Origin of the sequence: Flavobacterium sp., assembly GCF_031423415.1 — a bacterium.
In the GTDB taxonomy this organism is placed as follows: domain Bacteria; phylum Bacteroidota; class Bacteroidia; order Flavobacteriales; family Flavobacteriaceae; genus Flavobacterium.
In genome coordinates this window covers 21,835-40,575 of sequence record NZ_JANPFL010000116.1, presented here as the reverse complement: position 1 = coordinate 40,575, position 18,741 = coordinate 21,835, and the positions used below count along the sequence as shown (strand labels likewise).

At 34.4% G+C, this 18,741-nt stretch carries 14 protein-coding genes and 1 tRNA gene; 8 read left to right on the top strand and 7 right to left on the bottom strand.

Going from position 1 to position 18,741, the window contains the following annotated elements:
* Positions 1-157: 157 nt before the first annotated feature.
* The 5 genes from RMO83_RS09960 to RMO83_RS09940 form a co-directional block, all read right to left on the bottom strand.
* The gene (locus RMO83_RS09960; protein WP_310559530.1) at positions 158-982 is read right to left on the bottom strand and encodes a thymidylate synthase; all 825 of its coding nucleotides are present in this window, start codon (positions 980-982) and stop codon (positions 158-160) included.
* Between the two features lie 74 nt (positions 983-1,056).
* Positions 1,057-1,416, bottom strand: coding sequence for a four helix bundle protein (locus tag RMO83_RS09955; protein ID WP_310559529.1), 360 nt, complete (start codon positions 1,414-1,416; stop codon positions 1,057-1,059).
* A gap of 54 nt (positions 1,417-1,470) precedes the next feature.
* Entirely contained in the window at positions 1,471-2,094 is a 624-nt protein-coding gene (locus tag RMO83_RS09950) for a bifunctional nuclease family protein (protein WP_310559528.1), read from the bottom strand.
* A 384-nt stretch (positions 2,095-2,478) separates the two neighbouring features.
* A complete protein-coding gene (locus tag RMO83_RS09945) occupies positions 2,479-3,444 on the bottom strand; it encodes an electron transfer flavoprotein subunit alpha/FixB family protein (protein ID WP_310559527.1) in 966 nt (321 codons plus the stop codon).
* Between the two features lie 162 nt (positions 3,445-3,606).
* Positions 3,607-4,353: an electron transfer flavoprotein subunit beta/FixA family protein gene (locus RMO83_RS09940; protein WP_310559526.1), complete on the bottom strand. Its 747-nt coding sequence runs from the start codon at positions 4,351-4,353 to the stop codon at positions 3,607-3,609.
* Positions 4,354-4,593: 240 nt separating this feature from the next.
* On the opposite strand from RMO83_RS09940, the gene RMO83_RS09935 reads away from it, so the two are divergent.
* From RMO83_RS09935 to RMO83_RS09915, 5 genes are all read left to right on the top strand, one after another.
* Positions 4,594-5,571, top strand: coding sequence for a pyruvate dehydrogenase complex E1 component subunit beta (locus tag RMO83_RS09935; RefSeq protein ID WP_310559525.1), 978 nt, complete (start codon positions 4,594-4,596; stop codon positions 5,569-5,571).
* A 110-nt stretch (positions 5,572-5,681) separates the two neighbouring features.
* Positions 5,682-8,168, top strand: a complete 2,487-nt coding sequence (locus RMO83_RS09930) for a DUF5686 family protein (RefSeq protein ID WP_310559531.1) — start codon at positions 5,682-5,684, stop codon at positions 8,166-8,168.
* Between the two features lies 1 nt (position 8,169).
* Entirely contained in the window at positions 8,170-8,772 is a 603-nt protein-coding gene (locus RMO83_RS09925; protein ID WP_310559524.1) for a DNA-3-methyladenine glycosylase 2 family protein, read from the top strand.
* A gap of 83 nt (positions 8,773-8,855) precedes the next feature.
* Positions 8,856-9,383: an inorganic diphosphatase gene (locus RMO83_RS09920; RefSeq protein ID WP_310559523.1), complete on the top strand. Its 528-nt coding sequence runs from the start codon at positions 8,856-8,858 to the stop codon at positions 9,381-9,383.
* A gap of 133 nt (positions 9,384-9,516) precedes the next feature.
* A complete protein-coding gene (locus RMO83_RS09915) occupies positions 9,517-12,087 on the top strand; it encodes a sodium-translocating pyrophosphatase (RefSeq protein ID WP_310559522.1) in 2,571 nt (856 codons plus the stop codon).
* A gap of 109 nt (positions 12,088-12,196) precedes the next feature.
* On the opposite strand, the gene RMO83_RS09910 is transcribed toward RMO83_RS09915, so the two are convergent.
* Complete coding sequence (locus RMO83_RS09910; protein WP_310559521.1) at positions 12,197-15,469, bottom strand: DUF2723 domain-containing protein; 3,273 nt, start codon at positions 15,467-15,469, stop codon at positions 12,197-12,199.
* Positions 15,470-15,701: 232 nt separating this feature from the next.
* Between RMO83_RS09910 and RMO83_RS09905 the strand changes: the two genes are divergently transcribed.
* Positions 15,702-15,772 (top strand) — tRNA-Gln (locus RMO83_RS09905).
* Positions 15,773-15,913: 141 nt separating this feature from the next.
* Here RMO83_RS09905 and RMO83_RS09900 read toward each other — a convergent pair.
* Positions 15,914-16,738 (bottom strand): universal stress protein, encoded by an 825-nt coding sequence (locus tag RMO83_RS09900; protein ID WP_310559520.1) that lies wholly within the window; start codon positions 16,736-16,738, stop codon positions 15,914-15,916.
* 178 nt (positions 16,739-16,916) lie between these two features.
* Between RMO83_RS09900 and rimP the strand changes: the two genes are divergently transcribed.
* Together rimP and nusA are read left to right on the top strand one after the other, a co-directional pair.
* Positions 16,917-17,381 (top strand): ribosome assembly cofactor RimP, encoded by a 465-nt coding sequence (gene rimP / locus RMO83_RS09895; RefSeq protein WP_310559519.1) that lies wholly within the window; start codon positions 16,917-16,919, stop codon positions 17,379-17,381.
* 14 nt (positions 17,382-17,395) lie between these two features.
* On the top strand, positions 17,396-18,649 hold the full coding sequence (nusA, locus tag RMO83_RS09890; RefSeq protein ID WP_310559518.1) for a transcription termination factor NusA: 1,254 nt from the start codon (positions 17,396-17,398) through the stop codon (positions 18,647-18,649).
* Positions 18,650-18,741: the final 92 nt, after the last annotated feature.

Genomic DNA, 18,741 nt, shown 5'->3' with positions numbered 1-18,741 from the left:
CGGGTACAATTTTAAGCTCCGATTCAACCAAATCAAGGAACAAATTGTTTTTTGGCTTAATTATTTGTTCAACTTCTATCCTGAAAATAATATTCCTATTTTTGTGGAAATTAAAAATAGCTCTTTTTAAGGGTTGACTATGTAGTTTTTAAGAAAATTATACCGCAACACTTCCTTTTATAGCATCGTGTGGTTCGTAATTTTCTAATGTGAAATCCTCATAAGTAAATTCGAAAATATCTTTTATGGCAGGATTTAGAATCATTTTTGGCAATGGTTTTGGTTTGCGCGACAATTGCAATTCAAGTTGCTCAAAATGGTTGTTGTAAATATGAGCATCGCCAAAAGTATGAATGAATTCGCCCACTTGCAAATCGCAAACTTGCGCAATCATCATCGTCAGCAAAGCATAAGAAGCAATATTAAAAGGCACACCTAGAAAAATATCGGCACTTCTTTGATACAATTGGCAAGACAATTTACCATCGGCAACATAAAATTGAAAGAAAGCGTGACAGGGAGGCAAAGCCGCTTTATTGTTGGCCACATTCTCAGCAAATGATTTAGTAGTATCTGGCAAAACACTTGGATTCCAAGCAGAAACTAGCATTCTGCGACTGTTCGGATTGGTTTTTAATTCTTTGATTAAATCCGCAATTTGATCTATCTCTTCACTGTTCCAATTGCGCCATTGATGCCCGTAAACTGGACCTAAATCTCCATTCTCATCAGCCCAAGCATTCCAGATTTTTACGCCATTATCTTTTAAATATTTTATATTGGTTTCGCCTTTTAAGAACCAAAGCAATTCGTGTATGATTGAGGGTAAATGCAACTTTTTGGTAGTCACCATCGGGAAACCTTCTGCTAAATCAAACCGCATCTGGTAACCAAAAACGCTTTTTGTTCCAGTTCCTGTTCGATCTCCTTTTTGATTTCCGTTCTCTAAAACGTGTTTTACTAAGTCTAGGTATTGTTTCATTTTGGGTATTAGGTTTTGGGTGTTTGGTCTTGGGTCTTGGGTCTTGGGTCTTGGGTTTTGGTTTTGGGGTTAGATTAAATTTGAGTTTTTACAAATTTTATTAAAGAAGAAATTCTTTTTTGTATTCGTTCGATATTTTCAATATGATTTCCCATTTTTTCTTTGCTTAACAATTCTAAATCTGCACATAGGATTAAATGAATTTCTAACTCAAAACTTGAGCCTAGACTTATTTGTAAATATCTTAAAAAATCTTTTTGGGAATCTTTCGCGGCACCTTCGGCAATATTTGATGGAATTGAAATTACACATCTTCTAATTTGAGAAATTAATCCAAATTTCTCATCGTGAGGTAAAGAATTAGTCAATAAATAAATCTCTTTTGTGAGAACTCTTGACTCTTGCCATACTCCTAGTTCCTTAAAATTTCTCATTAATTATGTTTTTTTGCCCAATCCCTCACACCCAAAACCTTAAACCTTTTACGACTATCTTTTAGAAATCTCGTCTCTGATTTTGGCAGCTTTTTCATAATCTTCATTTTCAACAGCCTGTTCCAAAAGTTCGTTCAATTGGTCCAAAGTATGACTTGCATAGGTTGAGCCCGATTTATTGCTTTCTTCATTTTGTTTGAAAGTTTCAGGATTTGAAAGCACATCGTCTATTTCTTGTGCATCTTTTTCAGGATTCAAAGGATTTGATTTTAAGAAAATCCCTGCTTTATCTAAGATGTTTTTGTAGGTAAAAATGGGTGCGTTGAATCTCAAAGCCAATGCAATTGCATCTGAAGTCCTGGAGTCTATTATTTCTTCAATTTTATCTCTTTCACAAATGATACTAGAGTAAAATACGCCATCGACTAATTTGTGAATAATGATTTGTTTAACAACAATATCGAAACGGTCAGCAAAATTCTTGAATAAATCGTGGGTCAAAGGACGCGGTGGTTTAATTTCTTTTTCCAAAGCAATAGCTATAGACTGAGCTTCAAAAGCACCTATAACGATTGGCAATTTTCTATCTCCATCGACTTCATTCAGTATCAGGGCATACGCTCCATTTTGGGTTTGACTGTAGGATATTCCTTTTATGGATAATTTGACTAAACTCATTTTTTTAAGAGAAAAAGCACATTGTGCTTGTTTATATAATGTTGTTTTTATTAAGGTAAATAAGGTTTTTCTCTGAAAGAAAACTTAAAAATAAATTTAAACCACATAGAAACTACTTTGAAATTATTTAAAAAGGAAAACATAGAAAATACTTTTTGCACATAGCAACTATAAAAACTATGCAAAAGTGAAGCGTTCTATAACTACATTTATGATCATACTAAAAAACTATGTGGTTTAAAACTTGATAACTTTTTGAGTTGAATCTTAATTTAAATTGTTTGCAATTTTAATCAAAAAATGCGGAACAAAAAAGCTACCTAAAGCAAAGATACGATTATCTTATTTTTAGGCAGCTGTTTTAGAGTTAGAATTCTAAATATTTTAATTTTGTGCTTTAAAAACTTTCAATTTTTCGATTAATTTAGGAACAACTTCAAAGGCATCGCCTACAATTCCATAATCGGCGACTTTAAAAAATGGCGCTTCAGGATCGGTATTGATCACTACTTTTACTTTTGAAGAGTTTATTCCTGCAATATGTTGAATGGCTCCTGAAATTCCAACAGCAATATATAAATTGGCAGCAACAGGTTTTCCCGTTTGCCCCACGTGTTCAGAATGAGGTCTCCAATCTAAATCGGATACCGGTTTTGAACAAGCAGTTGCTGCACCCAAAACTTCGGCTAATTCTTCAATCATTCCCCAATTTTCAGGACCTTTCAATCCACGACCTGCAGAAACTACTACATCTGCATCGGCAATAGATACTTTTCCCGAACCTTTTTCTACTGATTCTACTTTAATTCCAAAATCAGTATCGCCAATAGTTGGATTAAAATCTTCTTCAGACATATTGGATGCATTTTCGAAAATCCCAAAAGAGTTTTTGGCTAAGCCAATTATTTTTACATCACTGCTAATTTCAGTTATATTGAATGCTTTATTCGAAAAAGCGCTTCGTCGAACTTGAAATGGTGCTGTATTTACAGGCAATCCTACAACATTTGAAGCAAATCCAGCTTCAAGCGAAACGGCAACAAATGGTGCTAGGTAAATGCTGTCGGTAGTTGAAGATAATACGACAAGTTTTGCGCTTTCTTTTTGTGCAGCTTGTTTGATAACATCAGCATAGGCTTTTGCCGAAAAACCAGCTAATTTATCATTGGTAACTTTCAAGACTTTATCGACACCATATTTTGACAATTCCGAAACATCTATTGTATTTATAGTCACTGCGGTTACTGTAGTTCCTAATGATTCAGCTACTTTTTTTGCATAGGAGACTACTTCGAAAGCTACTTTTCGGAATTTTCCTTCTGCGGATTCTGCGTGTATTAATATTGACATAATGATTTTAGATTGCAGATTTTAGATTGCAGATTTCAGAATCTGGAAACTAAAAACTTGATTTATATTGTGTTTCAAATTAACGATTTTTGGTTATTGAAGTAAGGTGGGTTTTAGATTTTAGATTTTTGAATCTGAACACTAAAAACTGATTACTGAATACTAGATTACCTTGGCTTCGTTGTGCAATAAATTGATTAATTCATCTATGTTATCTGCAGCAATTAATTTCACAGCCGATTTTGGCGCTGGTTTTTCAAATTTTACCGCTTTGGTGTTTATTGAAGCATCTACAGGCTCAACAACCGTTAAGGTTTTTGTTCTTGCGGTCATAATTCCTCTCATATTCGGGATGCGCAAATCTTTTTCTTCGACCAATCCTTTTTGTGCACCAATAATTATTGGTAAAGAGGTTGATAAGGTTTCCTTTCCTCCATCTATTTCGCGAATGGCTTTCGCATTTGTACCATCAACAACTAAATTAGTGCAAGAGTTTATAAAATTTAATCCTAAAATTCCAGCAATCATTCCTGGAACCATTCCACCATTATAGTCTAATGATTCTTTCCCTGCAATGACAATATCATACCCCCCATTTTTTATGACTTCAGCAAGCTGTTTGGCCACAAAGAAACTGTCTGTTGGATTGGCGTTTACTCTGATAGCATCGTTAGCCCCAATAGCCAAAGCTTTTCTTAAAGTAGGTTCCGTTTCGGCTCCGCCCACATTGACAACGGTAACCGTTGCGCCTTGCTGTTCTTGAAACCAAATGGCGCGAGTCAAGCCAAATTCATCATTTGGATTAATCACAAACTGAACTCCATTAGTGTCAAATTGTGAGTCATCATTGGTGAAATTAATTTTCGAAGTTGTATCGGGAACGTGACTTATACAGACTACTATTTTCATATGTTGCTATTTAATTTTCTAAAATTCTTGGACAAAATTATAATAATAATTTGAATAATATACTATGCGTGCATAATATTTTTTAAGAATTATATCGTTTTCGTTACCCTATTTGCTTAAAAAAAATAAGATTTGTAATTTTTATAATATTTCTGTTGGTACTTTAAAGAAAATTTATGCCTTTAAATGGTTTAAAATATTTATTTTTGCTTTTCAAAATTTATAGAACAACCCAAAATTATGAGAACGATACAATTTAGAGAAGCCATTTGTGAGGCGATGAGCGAAGAAATGCGACGCGATGAATCAATATACTTAATGGGTGAAGAAGTTGCCGAATATAATGGTGCCTATAAAGCATCAAAGGGAATGCTTGCCGAATTTGGCGAGAAAAGAGTTATTGATACCCCAATTGCAGAGCTTGGTTTTACAGGCATTGCGGTTGGTTCAGCTATGAATGGTTGTAGACCCATCGTGGAATATATGACTTTCAATTTTTGCTTAGTTGGAATTGACCAAATTATAAATAATGCTGCCAAAATACGTCAAATGACCGGTGGACAATTTAATGTACCTATCGTTTTTCGTGGGCCAACAGCTTCTGCTGGACAACTTGGAGCAACACACTCTCAAGCTTTAGAAAATTGGTTTGCCAATACTCCTGGTCTTAAAGTAGTAGTTCCATCGAATGTTTATGATGCAAAAGGGCTTTTGAAATCGGCTATTCGTGATAACGATCCTGTAATTTTTATGGAATCAGAACAAATGTATGGTGACAAAGGTGAAGTTCCTGATGGTGAATATACTATTCCAATTGGCGTTGCCGATGTAAAACGAGTAGGAACAGACGTTACGATAGTATCTTTTGGGAAAATCATCAAAGAAGCCTATATCGCTGCTGATGCTTTAGCCAAAGAAGGAATTTCCTGTGAAATTATCGATTTGAGAACCGTTCGTCCTATGGACAATGCTGCTATTTTAACTTCAGTTAAAAAAACAAATAGACTAGTAATTCTTGAAGAAGCTTGGCCTTTTGCCAGTGTTTCTTCTGAAATCACTTATATCGTTCAAGAACAAGCTTTTGATTTTCTTGATGCTCCAATTCAACGCATCACTACAGCCGATACACCTGCACCCTATTCCCCAGTATTGCTTAAAGAGTGGTTGCCAAATGCTGATGATGTAGTCAAAGCAGTTAAAAAAGTTATGAATAAATAAGCTGTTAAACTTTTCTGAATATTAGTAACTTTACAATAACTACTATCAGAAATCAACTAAATTTGAAACTTCATCAGAATCTAAATTTGATGGAGTTTTTTTTGATTATGATGATAAAAAATTTTTTGCAATACCTGCTCTTTTTATTTGCCTTTACAACTTCCGTTTCCTCTCAAACAAAAGTTAGCGGTGTCGTTCTAGACAAGCAAAATAAACCCATACCTTTTGCTACTATTGCTTTCAAAAATTCAAGCGAAGGCGTTGTTTCTAGTGAAGTAGGCGTTTTTTATTTGGAATCTCCAAAAACCTATAAAACCATCATTGTCACTTCGGTGGGTTATTCTGACAGGGAAATTGATTTAGAAAAAGCAATCAATTATAATTTTAAGATTCAATTAAATGAAATAGAGACTTTAAATGAAGTAGTTATTTATAGAGGCAAAACCTCGAAAAAAAACAATCCAGCATTAGATATTCTTAGAAAAATATGGGAAAGAAGACGTAAAAATGGTTTGCATCTTTTTGACCAATACCAAATGGAAAAGTACGAAAAAATAGAATTTGATATGAATACTATTGATAGTGCTTACATGAAAAATAAGCTGTTCAAAGGAATGGAATTCATTTTCAAACAGGTTGATACCTCAAAGATTACAGGAAAAACGTACTTGCCTATTTTTATTAATGAAGCCTTGTCAGACGTTTATGGTGATAATAAGTTAAAGAAAGTAAAGACAAAAACCAAAGCCAATAAAACCTCAGGTTTCAATGGGAATCAGCAAATTTTAGCTTTTGTGAACGATTTATATACCGATTTTGACATATATGACAATCACCTCACTTTCTTTGACAAAAGCTTCACAAGTCCTTTATCGCAAACAGGAGTTGATGTTTATAATTATATCTTGAGAGACAGTGCATTTATCGATAACAAAAAGTGCTTCAACATCGTTTTCTATCCAAGACGCAAAAACGAATTGACATTTAAAGGCGATTTTTGGGTGAGTGATACGACTTTTGCTATTAAAAAAATTAATTTGGCAGCCACCAGAAGTGCCAATATTAACTGGGTAAAAGACATTTATATCGAACAGGAATTTGAAGTTATGAATGATTCGGTTTTCTTGATGACCAAGGATTATATGATGACTGATTTTGCTTTAAGCAAGAAAGAGAATTCCAAAGGTGTTTACGGCAAACGAACTTCGTTGTACAGAAATCATAAATTCAATACCGAAAAACCAGAGAAATTTTATAAAGAGGAAGTCAATTATTTAGACAAAGAAGTCTATACTAAATCAGACGACTATTGGGAAGAAAACCGATTTGAAAATCTTACCAAAGATGAAAAAGGCGTCTATACAATGCTAGATACTTTGCAAACGGTCAGGAAATTCCAGCAAATCTATAGTTTAGTCGAAATAGTTGATAGTGGCTTCATTCATTTAGGAGATTTAGATTATGGTCCTATTTATTCTATGATCGGACAAAATTCTGTCGAAGGTATGCGATTGAGAGCAGGAGTTAGAACTTATACTGACTCGAATGACCCGTGGCGATTGCAAGGTTATATAGCCTACGGATTTAAAGACGACAAATTCAAATATGGTGTTACTGGAAAATGGATGGTAGAACCCAAAAAACGTTTGATTTTTTCCGCAGGAAATCGAAGAGATATTGAGCAAATTGGCGCTTCACTCACCACAACAAATGATATTGGAGGACGAAATTATGCATCTTCAGGACTATTGACTTTTGGTACTAATAACAAACTAACGAATGTTAATTTGAGTAATGTTCAAGTAGAAATTGAACCTGTAAAAAACCTAACTTTTTCTACTGGTGTTTCCTATCGCACCTTGCTATCGGCCTCGCCTGAATTTAGCCTTGATTATTATACTGATTTATCCCAAACAACAATCCAAAGTCAAGTAAAACAATCTGAAGTGAATTTCCAAGTCGAATATACTCCAAAAAGGATTCCAATAGCTTTTGGTGTCGAACGTTATAATACAGACAGTCCTTTTACAAGTCTTTTAGTCACTTACAGTCAGGGATTCAAAAACTTGTTTTCGAGTGATTTCAACTACAAAAAATTACAATTATATTACAAACAACCCATTATAATTGGGCCATTGGGAAGAACCAATATTACTGTTGAGATGGGAAAGACATTCGGCTATATTCCACTAGGTTTGATGAGTATTGTTCCCGGAAATCAATCCCTTTTCCGCATTTCGAACACCTTCAACAATCTTCAATTTTACGAGTTTGTTGCTGATCAATACGTAACTTTGAATTGGGATCATGACTTTCAAGGGCGATTTTTTGCTAGAATTCCCTTTATGCGAAAACTAAATTGGCGTGAAAATATTGGAGTAAAATCGGTTTTCGGAACCGTTTCGGACGAAAACAGAACCATAAATGCTTCAGGGTTAGTGTATAATGCTCCCGACAAAGTGTATTGGGAATACAGTGCAGGTGTGGGTAACATTTTCAAATTTTGGCGTATAGATTTTTCTTGGAGAGGCAATTATCTCAATATGCCCGATGCTAATAAATTTGCAACGAAAATATCTTTTGGTTTTTATTTCTAATATGCAAGAAGTAATTAAATATCTTTCAGAAAAAGACAGCATTTTCAATCTTATTATTGAAAAATATGGATTGCCAACAATTCCCAAACGCCCACAAGGTTTTGAAACCTTAGTGTTATTAATTCTTGAACAACAAGTTTCTATAGATTCAGCCAAAGCCACTTTTTTAAAATTAAAAGCAAAACACACCCTTTTTAATCCAGAATCGATGCTTTCTTTTTCGGATGAGGAGTTTCGAAATAGTGGCGTAAGCCGACAAAAAACGTCGTATATAAAAGCTTTATCGCATTCGATTATTATCAAGCACATTGATTTAGTTAGTCTTGCAACGAAATCGTCCGAACAAGTTCGAGGGGAATTAATCAAAATCAAAGGCATTGGTCACTGGACAATCGATATTTATTTGATGTTTTCGCTTCAAGCGCCAGACATCATTCCGCTTGGAGATATTGCTGTGGTAAACACCATCAAAGAAATGCTCAACATTCACGACAAACAGGAAATGGAGAATTATGTATCAAAATGGAGTCCGCACAAATCTCTAGCGACTTACCTTTTGTGGCATTATTATTTAAGTAAAAGGAATAGGAAAGTGGTTTTTTAAATCTGTCTGTCTGGTGAATATACCTAATTTTATATTGAAATAGAATATTGTTTGCTTATTTTTGCCATACTAAAAACAAAAAAATGGTTAGAGAAAAATACAAAACTTTTGATGTACTCATTGAGATACCAAGAGGTAGTAGAAATAAGTATGAATATGACTTCGAATTGAAAAGAATTCGATTTGACAGAATGTTATTTTCATCGATGATGTATCCTGCTGATTACGGTTTTATTCCACAGACATTAGCGTTGGACGGAGATCCACTAGATGTTTTGGTTTTAATTAATGAGCCAACTTTTCCGGGCTGTGTAATGGAAGTAAAGCCAATAGGGGTTTTTCACATGGCCGATGATAAAGGACCAGACGAAAAAATAATATGTGTGCCTGTCTCTGATCCTATTTGGAATTCTTTGAGCGATTTATCAGATATTAATCCACATTTATTAAAAGAAATTGAACATTTCTTTCAAGTTTATAAAGATCTTGAAAACAAAGTGGTTGATGTCGAAGGTTGGGGAGACCTCACTCAAGCCTTAGCTATTATTGATGAATGCACGGAACGATTTAATAATATTGAGAATAAACCTGAGGATTTATTTAAGATTTAATAAATTCTATCACAATTTTTTTTCTATAAAGCAATATTCATTGGTTTGAATATTGCTTTTTTAGTTTCAAAATAGTACGTTTGCAACCGGATTTTGTATCTAGTAACCAAAAATTTAATATAAATTTATTTTTATGAACACAATAATGATTTATGTGCCTATCATATTGGCAATAGTAGGATTAATTTTTATGGGCTTTAAAAGAGCTTGGGTGTTAAAACAAGACGCTGGAGATGGAAAAATGAAAGAAATTTCAGAGTATATCTATGAAGGTGCTTTAGCTTTTCTAAAAGCAGAATACAGATTATTGACAATATTTGTTGTTTTGGCAAGTGTTGTTCTCGCTGGAATTACTTTTATTCCCGGCGCTTCAACTCATTTATTAATAGTGGTTGCTTTTGTTTTTGGAGCCATTTTCTCGGCATTAGCTGGAAATTTGGGAATGAAAATCGCAACAAAAACAAATGTTAGGACTACTCAAGCGGCACGTACAAGCTTGCCTCAAGCTTTAAAAGTTTCATTTGGTGGAGGAACAGTTATGGGTTTAGGTGTTGCAGGACTTGCTGTACTTGGTTTGACAGGTTTCTTTATTGTATTCTACCAATATTTTATGGGAGGTGTTTGGACTTCAAATGGGACAGAAGATATGACTACGGTGCTAGAAACATTAGCTGGTTTTTCTCTTGGAGCTGAATCTATTGCTTTGTTTGCACGTGTTGGAGGAGGAATTTATACCAAAGCTGCCGATGTTGGAGCTGAGTTCGTAGGTAAAGTTGAAGCCGGAATCCCGGAAGACGACCCAAGAAATCCTGCTACAATTGCAGATAATGTTGGAGATAACGTAGGTGACGTTGCAGGAATGGGTGCTGATTTATTTGGTTCTTATGTTGCAACAGTTCTTGCTACAATGGTTCTTGGGAACTACGTAATTAAAGATATGGGTGGAAACATTCAAGATGCCTTTGGAGGAATTGGACCTGTTTTATTGCCTATGGCAATCGCTGGTTTTGGAATATTATCTTCTATCATTGGAACAATGTTAGTTAAAATCACGGATAATGATGCCAAAGAAGCACAAGTACAAAGAGCCCTAAATATTGGAAACTGGGTTTCTATTATATTAACAGCTATCGCTTGTTTCTTGCTAATTAAATACATGTTGCCTTCAACAATGAAAATGAATTTCTTTGGCGAAGGATTAAAAGAAATTTCTTCAATGAGAGTTTTCTATGCCTCCATTGTAGGATTGGTAGTTGGTGCGATTATCTCATCGGTTACTGAATATTACACTGGTTTAGGTACAAAACCGGTATTGGCAATTGTTGCAAAATCTTCAACTGGAGCAGGAACTAATATTATTGCTGGCTTATCAACTGGTATGATTTCTACTTTTCCTAAAGTTATTGTATTAGCTGCGGCGATTTGGATCTCTTATTCTTTTGCAGGTTTTTATGGAGTTGCACTTGCTGCATCTGCAATGATGGCTACAACCGCGATGCAATTAGCAATTGATGCTTTTGGGCCAATATCTGACAATGCAGGTGGAATTGCCGAAATGAGTGAATTACCAAAAGAAGTTCGTACAAGAACCGATATTTTGGATTCTGTTGGAAATACCACTGCTGCTACTGGAAAAGGATTTGCAATCGCTTCAGCTGCATTGACCTCACTAGGTTTGTTTGCTGCTTATGTCACTTTCACAGGAATAGACGGAATCAATATTTTCAAAGCACCCGTTTTATCAATGTTGTTTATAGGTGCAATGATACCCGTAGTTTTCTCCGCATTGGTAATGAATTCTGTGGGGAAAGCAGCTATGGATATGGTAAATGAAGTGCGTCGTCAGTTCAGGGAAATTCCAGGAATTATGGAAGGAACCGGAAAACCAGAATATGCAAAATGTGTTGATATTTCTACTAAAGCGGCACTACAAGAAATGTTGTTGCCAGGGATTTTAACTATTGGTTTCCCTATTGCAATAGTGTTACTAGGTAAATTGGTTTATATGGATGTTGCCAATGCAAACTCAATGGTTGCTGAAATGTTAGGTGGCTATATGGCCGGAGTTACCGTTTCAGGTGTGGTTTGGGCAATTTTCCAAAACAATGCTGGTGGAGCTTGGGATAATGCAAAAAAATCTTTTGAAGCTGGCGTTTTAGTGGATGGAGAAATGAGTTTCAAGGGTTCTGATGCTCATAAAGCTGCAGTGACTGGAGATACTGTTGGAGATCCATTCAAAGATACTTCTGGGCCATCAATGAATATTTTGATTAAATTAACTTGCTTAATTGGACTAGTAATTGCTCCAATTTTAGGCAGCGGAAGCGCTTCTGAAAATAAAATGATGAACTGTACGATGGAAATGAAATCAGGTACAATGATGGGTAATTGCGATATGTCTAAATGTGCCACAATGACCAAAGATGAATGTGCTAAAATGTGTGAAACCAATGGATGTTCGCCAGAGCAAAAAGAGATGTGCATGTCACATTATGATGCCAATGGAAAGTACATTGCTGAAGAAGGTAAAAAAGCGTGTTGTACTGAAAAAGGTACTGCTGATAAAAATATTAAAGTTGAATTAATCAATGCGAACGGAAAAGCAAAAGCAACGGTGACCACTTCTGAAAACGGAACTTCAACCGTTCAGGTTTTTGAAGGTTCACTAGAAGATGTAAAATCTAAAGTCGAAGCTTTGAAATAGTAATTTTAGTTTTTACATTAAATAAAAATGTCCCGAAAATTTCGGGACATTTTTTTATACTATTTGCTTTTAAATTAAATCGGTTTGTTTAATTATTCAATCGAAATCATTATTCTCTGTCACGTCCAAAACGCTCAAACATTTTGATGTAAGTATTGAATGCGGGTCTGCTTTTATTGTAAAATTGAACATCGCCGCGTTCTTTCATTACAGTCAGTAAACTTCTGTATCGTTCGATATCAGTTATGATATCAATAGCCAAATCCACTTGATCAGAAGAGCTTAAAGTGCCATAATAATTTAAGTTTTCTTTGTATTTGCCAATCAATTTTTCGAGAAGTTGCTGTGCTTTTACTGTTTCACCTACTTCATAATAGCCTTTAGCAAAAGGCTCTACCATGGAATAATAACCAAATTTTTCTACTGGCATTTCTGCCAAAGACAATTCGATTACTTTTTTTGCTTTGTCAACTTGACCTTCGGCAATGAGTTTATCCATTAATCGAGATAGGACTGATCGATAAGAAATACTGTTTTTTCTGGTTTCAGGATCGTGATAAATAGCACCAGCACTGTTTCCCCAATCCCATTTCATTACAATAGAATACATTTTGTCAGTATCGAGTCCGCCCATATCCATTGGGCTGGTGTCTTTGTCCACTTTGGTTTTTAAAGGAACCAATTTATAAATCATCCCTTCCAATTGAAGGTAGCTTTTCATCCACAAATAATCTTCGTCTTCAAACGCACCTGGACTAAAATAAATAGGTCTTTTCCAATTGTTATTGGCAATAAGATCAAGCATCATCAATCGGTTTTTGTATAATGCATTTCCTTTAATGTCAATGTCAATATAAGAAACAATAGAGTCGTTGTATTTTGCAGCCACAACTTTATTTTTGATGATGTCGTTTTTGTCAACAGGAATCCTAATTTTATTGGTTGGATAAAAATGAATGGTTTGTCCGTTTTGCATTTCAACCGTCGATTTAGGATTTTTAATAAAATCGATAAAATCTTTGATTTCCCAACGGCTTTCCACTTTTGGAATATGTGCTGTATAATCTAATTTATCACCGACATATTCATCGTGCACAAATGAAATAGGCAACGGATTTGATTCATAAGATTTGGTTTTCATTTGATCAATGTACCAATCCGTCATAAACAGACTTGTGTTTACAATTTTTACGTCGGTTCGGACGTGTTCAATTTCTTGAGCGTACCAAAGCGGGAAAGTGTCATTGTCGCCAATGGTAAACAAAATAGCGTTCGGATCGCAAGATTCTAAATATGATTTTGCCAATGCTGTTGCGGTATATTTGTCCGAACGGTCGTGGTCGTCCCAGTTTTGGAATCCCATTAGCACTGGAACTGCCAGCAAACTTGCTCCAATAATTAGTGGCCCAGCTATTTTTGGGGCTAAATATTTCTGTAAGCTTTCATATAAAGCATATACTCCAAAACCTATCCAAATTCCAAAAACATAAAACGAACCTACCAAAGCATAGTCTCTTTCACGAGGTTCAAAAGGTCTTTCGTTTAGGTAAATTTTTAGAGCAATCCCCATAAAAAGGAATAAAACTAATAGCACATAGAAACTTTTCCTGTCTCTGCTAGCGTGATACATTATACCAATTAGTCCTAGTATTAGAGGCAAAAAGAAATATACATTGCGCCCTTTATTATTCACAACATCCGAAGGTAAGTTTTGTTGTGAGCCTAAATGCAATTCGTCTATAAACGGAATGCCGCTCAGCCAGTTTCCGTCTTGGTAATCATATTTTCCTTGAACATCATTTTGGCGTCCAACAAAATTCCACATCAAATACCGAAAATACATATAACCAAATTGATATTCAACCATAAACCTCAAATTATCAATTGTCGAAGGTTTTTCTACGATTAAGTAATCACTGTAAGTTTTCAAAAATTTGACATAATCTTCGGTGTCCAATTGTTTTTGAGCATACGCTTTTCTAAAATCAACAACTGCCTTTTCGATTTCATTTCTTAACTGAGCGGTAGCTTTAGACAAATCTTCTTCTGAAAGTTGGTTCGGATCTACACCATACTTTGACAAATCCTCTTCATAAGGATATTCTGGATTAAGTTTAAACTCTGGTGGATGTGTAAAGCTGATGTAACTCACAATGTTTTCGCCGCTCCACAATCTTGGTAAGAAAGTCTTTTGATTATCATCAGTATTTTGCTCGGCATTTTTAAAATTATTTACAATAACATACTTTCCTGTTCTATAATCTCTTTCATAATTGGGAGCTTTGTCTAAATAAGGATTGTAATTGTCCAAACCTGCAAAAGCTTCGGTGTATTGCGGTCCGTAAAACAAAGGATTTGTTCCGTATTGTTCTCTGTTATAATAAGCCAAAACTTCACGAGCATCAGATGGTTTATTTTCGTTAATTACCGTATTAGCATTAGCACGAATAGGCAACATCATCCAAGTTGAAAATCCTATTAAGATGAAAAGAATACACAATATGAGTGTGTTGAATTTTATTAGTCCTTTAGCACGAGTGTATTTAAGACTAAAATAAAAGAAAGCAATAAGGAGCAAAACCACAAAAATAGTTCCCGAATCAAATGGCATTCCCAATTCGTTGATCATAAAAACTTCGGTTTTACCAAAGAAAGCCATAGTTAAAGGCAATAACAATTTGAAAATAAATAATAAAACAGCAACAACTACAATGTTCGCAATTATAAAGTTTTTGATTGTAACTTCTTTATAATGTTTGAAATAATAAAGAAAACCGATAGCGGGAATGGTTAATAATGCCATAAAATGGACTCCAAAAGTAAGTCCGACCACCAGTGAAATAACCAATAACCATTTATTGCCTTTTGGCGAATCCATATCTTGCTCCCAACGTAATCCTAGCCAAAAAAGTAAAGCGATAAACAAGGAAGCCATAGCGTAAACCTCCGCTTCTACTGCACTTGCCCAAAAACTATCCGAAAAAGTGAAAGCCAATGCACCTACAAATGAACTTCCAAGAATTACGATAGCATTATTTTTATTTACTTCCGAATATTGTGAAATTATTTTTTTCAAAATCATCGAAGATGACCAAAACATAAATAGAATGGTAAAAGCACTTGAAAATACCGACATCATATTTACCGTCAATGCAATATGTTTGTCATCTATCGCGAACATGGCAAAAAAAGCGCCAATCATTTGAAATAATGGTGCCCCAGGAGGATGTCCTACCTGAAGTTTTGCCGATGTAGCAATGTATTCTCCACAATCCCAAAAACTCATTGTGGGTTCAACCGTTAGTGTATAAGTTATTAAAGCGACTGTAAACGCACACCAGCCTGTAATTGTATTCCATTTATTGAAATTAAATGTTGCCATATTTAGATACTAAAATTTATTTTTTTTCAGACACAAAGAAAATGCTTTTTTACGTAATGACACGTGCATTAACAATAATTTCTAAAAAACAAATATGGTCTGTCAGAAGTTTTGCTTGTGAACATTTTCAACAAATAAATCTGCAACTAAAAGTTTTTTGATAAAACCATATTAAAAATTTGTAAAAATTAAAATTTGTACTAAATTTGCACTCGCTTAACAGCAACCATTTTGGTCTATGGTGTAATGGTAACACAACTGTTTTTGGTGCAGTCTTTCAAGGTTCGAGTCCTTGTAGACCAACAAAAAAAGCCTCTCTGAAAAATGAGAGGCTTTTTTATGAAAAATAAGTAGCGAATACATTTTTGTCAATAATATATGGAATTTAGAGACTAAATAGCGCTACAGTTGATCTACTTTGAAATTACTTTCTTTGTAATAACCTCAAATCTTGAAAGTTATAACTGGTTTCATTGCGTGGTTTACCAAGTCTTCGCCTATACTTCCACTATAAAAATGTGCCAGCCCTGTTCTTCCGTGAGTGCAAATGCCTATTAAATCTGCTTGTACACTATTCGAAAAATTTATAATTCCTTTTTCTATGTTAGAGTCATTATAGATGTGAGTTGAATAATTATCTAAATCAAAATTGGCTACAAAATCTGCCATATTTTTTTCAGTGGTAGCGGTCGCTTTAAAACTGGCAGGAGTACAAATGGTTACTAAAAATAATTTTGAGTTGAAGATTTTTGCATATTCAAGCATTTTTCGGAACGGCTTTTGACTTTCATTTGAAAAATCAGAGGCAAAAACAAAATTGGTGGGTTCAAATTCTTTCATTCCTTTTTTGATAACTAGAACCGGGATTTTAGAAGACCTTACGATTTTTTCAGTATTCGAACCCACTATCATTTCATTGAAACCTGATGTGCCATGAGAACCCATTACAATTAAATCAATATCATTTTTTATACTTACATCAATAACACCTTGATCAACTTTTTTAAACTCGATACTTTCAAATACCTCAATACCATCTAAAAATTCAGCATCCAATAATTCCTCAAGCCTCTCGATAGCCTTGTTTTTAAAAAAAATAATCTCTGGAATAGTATTGCCGTGTCCAAAGCCATCACCGCCGTGATGGGGTAATTCTAAGAGATGCAAAACGACGATTTCATAATTGTTTTTCCGCGCAATTTGTGCGGCTACTTTTAGTGCTTCTACTGAAAATTCAGAAAAATCAACGGGTACTAAAATTCTTTTCATAAAAAAATTATTAAATTATTAGATAAATTGAGCGTTGTATTTGGATAACGAAAAGTACAAAATTATTTTAACATAAAAACAATCATTTTTAATTTATAAAAAAAACACTATATTTGCACAGTTATTTATTAATAAACTAGATAATGAGGGAAGCAATGCTTCCCTCTTTTTATAAAATATGACATTTAAAGACAAAGTAAATGGTCTGATAATTGACGCATTATTAGAAAAACCTTCTGTTTTTCTGATTGATTTGACAATAAACGATAGTTTTAAAATTATCGTGAATTTAGATGGCGATAATGGCGTAGCTTTGCAGGATTGCATTGATATCAGCCGTGCAATCGAGAATAATTTAGACAGAGAAGAGCAGGATTTTTCTTTAGAAGTAGCATCAGTGGGAGTTGGATCACCATTAAAATACAGAAGACAATACAAAAAAAACGTTGGTAGAACCTTAATAGTAAAATTAGCAACAGAAACTATTGAAGCAGAATTAGTTGAAGCTAACGATAATTTTATAATTTTGTCGTGGAAAGCTAGGGAACCTAAAAAAGTAGGAAAAGGGAAAGAAACGGTTCAAAAAAGACAAGAAATACCTTATACAGAAATAAAAGAAGCAATTGTTACAGTAACATTTTAATTAATTTAGTTGGCATGGAAAATTTAGCATTAATCGATTCATTTTCAGAGTTTAAAGACGATAAACTTATTGATCGTGTGACGCTTATGGCGATATTAGAAGATGTGTTTAGAAATGCATTGAAGAAAAAATTTGGTTCAGATGATAATTTTGATATTATTATCAATCCAGATAAAGGCGATATGGAGATATGGCAAAGAAGGGTTATCGTTGCCGATGATGATGTAGATTTAGACCATTTGGAAATTTCGCTTACAGATGCTCGAAAAATTGAGCCCGATTTCGAAATTGGGGAAGAAGTTTCAGAAGAAGTTAAGTTAATCGATTTAGGAAGAAGAGCCATTTTGGCTTTGCGCCAAAATTTGATTTCTAAGATTCATGAGCACGACAACACCAATCTTTACAAACAATTTAAAGATTTAATTGGCGAAATTTACACTGCCGAAGTACATCACGTACGTCCAAGAGTTGTTATTTTGATTGACGATGATGGAAACGAAATTGTTTTGCCAAAAGAAAAACAAATACCATCTGACTTTTTCCGTAAAGGAGACAATGTTCGTGGGATCATTGAAAGTGTAGAATTGAAAGGAAATAAACCTCAAATAATTATGTCGAGAACTTCTGAAAAGTTCTTAGAAAAATTATTCGAACAAGAAATTCCAGAAGTTTTCGACGGATTGATTATGGTGAAAAACGTAGTGAGAATTCCAGGAGAAAAAGCAAAAGTAGCCGTAGACTCATATGATGACAGAATTGACCCAGTTGGTGCTTGTGTAGGAATGAAAGGTTCTCGTATTCACGGTATTGTTCGCGAATTAGGAAACGAAAACATTGACGTTATCAATTATACTAGCAATATTCAATTGTATATTACAAGAGCATTAAGCCCTGCAAAAGTTTCATCTATCAAAATAAATGAAGATACAAAAAGAGCAGAAGTTTTCTTGAAATTAGAAGAAGTTTCTAAAGCAATTGGTAGAGGTGGGCACAATATTAAATTGGCAGGTCAATTAACCGGTTATGAACTTGACGTTATTCGTGAAGGAGATGTTGCTGGTGCTGTCGCAGATGAAGACGATGTTGAATTGACGGAGTTTTCAGATGAAATTGAAGAATGGGTTATCGAAGAGTTTGCTAAAATTGGTTTGGATACTGCAAAAAGTATTTTGAAACAAGATGTAAATGATTTGGTGAGAAGAACTGACCTAGAAGAGGAAACGATTTTAGATGTAATGAGAATACTAAAAGAAGAATTTGATAGCTAGTCAATTCTTCAAAAAATAAATTTTAAACCTTATTTTTCCTCTCCTACTGAGAGTTAGTGTGAGGAACAATAAAGAAGGTAATATTAAAAAGG

Coding starts and splice junctions, on each gene's coding strand:
- RMO83_RS09935 (WP_310559525.1), top strand. CDS start 4,594: ATGAGAACGATACAATTTAGAGAAGCCATTTGTGAGGCGATGAGCGAA.
- nusA (WP_310559518.1), top strand. CDS start 17,396: ATGGAAAATTTAGCATTAATCGATTCATTTTCAGAGTTTAAAGACGAT.
- rimP (WP_310559519.1), top strand. CDS start 16,917: ATGACATTTAAAGACAAAGTAAATGGTCTGATAATTGACGCATTATTA.
- RMO83_RS09930 (WP_310559531.1), top strand. CDS start 5,682: ATGATAAAAAATTTTTTGCAATACCTGCTCTTTTTATTTGCCTTTACA.
- RMO83_RS09920 (WP_310559523.1), top strand. CDS start 8,856: ATGGTTAGAGAAAAATACAAAACTTTTGATGTACTCATTGAGATACCA.
- RMO83_RS09955 (WP_310559529.1), bottom strand. CDS start 1,416: ATGAGAAATTTTAAGGAACTAGGAGTATGGCAAGAGTCAAGAGTTCTC.
- RMO83_RS09940 (WP_310559526.1), bottom strand. CDS start 4,353: ATGAAAATAGTAGTCTGTATAAGTCACGTTCCCGATACAACTTCGAAA.
- RMO83_RS09945 (WP_310559527.1), bottom strand. CDS start 3,444: ATGTCAATATTAATACACGCAGAATCCGCAGAAGGAAAATTCCGAAAA.
- RMO83_RS09950 (WP_310559528.1), bottom strand. CDS start 2,094: ATGAGTTTAGTCAAATTATCCATAAAAGGAATATCCTACAGTCAAACC.
- RMO83_RS09900 (WP_310559520.1), bottom strand. CDS start 16,738: ATGAAAAGAATTTTAGTACCCGTTGATTTTTCTGAATTTTCAGTAGAA.
- RMO83_RS09915 (WP_310559522.1), top strand. CDS start 9,517: ATGAACACAATAATGATTTATGTGCCTATCATATTGGCAATAGTAGGA.
- RMO83_RS09960 (WP_310559530.1), bottom strand. CDS start 982: ATGAAACAATACCTAGACTTAGTAAAACACGTTTTAGAGAACGGAAAT.
- RMO83_RS09910 (WP_310559521.1), bottom strand. CDS start 15,469: ATGGCAACATTTAATTTCAATAAATGGAATACAATTACAGGCTGGTGT.
- RMO83_RS09925 (WP_310559524.1), top strand. CDS start 8,170: ATGCAAGAAGTAATTAAATATCTTTCAGAAAAAGACAGCATTTTCAAT.